The organism is Chloroflexota bacterium (assembly GCA_038040195.1).
Classification (GTDB): Bacteria; Chloroflexota; Limnocylindria; order QHBO01; family QHBO01; genus DASTEQ01.
The window spans coordinates 1-1101 of the sequence record JBBPIR010000016.1; the positions used below are offsets into that span (position 1 = coordinate 1).

1 protein-coding gene is annotated in these 1101 nt (G+C 72.8%); it reads right to left on the bottom strand.

All coding sequences use genetic code 11. The features are described 5' to 3' along the window. On the bottom strand, positions 1-1101 hold a 1101-nt coding region (locus AABM41_09655; GenBank protein ID MEK6192562.1), incomplete at both ends, for an aminotransferase class V-fold PLP-dependent enzyme.

Below are 1101 nucleotides of genomic sequence, written 5' to 3' on the forward strand. Positions count from 1 at the left end.
CTCGAGCGCCTCGTCGATCCCGCCGCGGTTGATCGGCACGCCGGCCAGCGCCAGGCCGAGCTCGACGCCGCACAGCGTCCCGGCCAGCATCAGGTCGTTGAAGTGGCCGAGGTGGCCGATGCGGAAGACCCTGCCGCGCAGCTTGCCCAGGCCGGTGCCGAGCGACATGTCGAAGCGCTCGAGGACGATCCGGCGCACCTCGTCGGCGTCGTGCCCCTCGGGCATGAGGATCGCGGTCAGGGAGCCGGAGTACTCGCGCTCGTCCGCGCACAGGACCTCGAGCCCCCACGCCCGGACCGCCCGCCGGGTGGCCTCGGCGTGGCGCTCGTGGCGGGCGAACACCGCCGGCAGGCCCTCCTCCATCAGCATGGCGACGGCTTCGCGGAGCCCGTAGAGCAGGTTGGTGGGCGGCGTGTAGGGCCAGAAGCCCGCGCGGTTGGCCTCGATGATGGGCTCCCACTCCCAGTAGGACCGCGGCAGGCGGGCCGAGGCCGACGCGGCGAGGGCCTTTTCGCTGACGGCGTTGAACCCGAGGCCGGGCGGCAGCATGAGGCCCTTCTGCGAGCACCCCACGGTCACGTCGACGCCCCACTCGTCGTGGCGGTAGTCGATCGACGCGAGCGACGAGATCGTGTCGACCAGCAGGAGCGCCGGATGGGCGGCGGCGTCGATCGCCGCGCGGACGGCCGGGATCCGGCTGGTCACTCCCGTGGACGTCTCGTTGTGGACCACCGTGACCGCGCGGATGGCGTGGCCGGCGTCGGCCGACAGGATGCGCTGCACCGTGTCCGGGTCGACGCCGTGGCGCCAGTCGCCCGGCACCCACTCCACGTCGAGCCCGAGTCGCTCGGCCATGGTCCGCCACAGCGTCGAGAACTGACCGGTCTCGAAGGCCAGCACGCGATCGCCCGGCGACAGCGTGTTGACTAGTGCCGCCTCCCACGCCCCCGTGCCCGAGGAGGGGTAGATCACGACGGGGCCCTCGGTCTGGAACACGGCCTTGATCGCCTCGAGCAGGTCGAGGCCCAGGCGGGCGAACTGCGGCCCGCGGTGGTCGATCGTGGGCGCGTCGATGGCGCGCAGGACGCGATCCGGCACGTT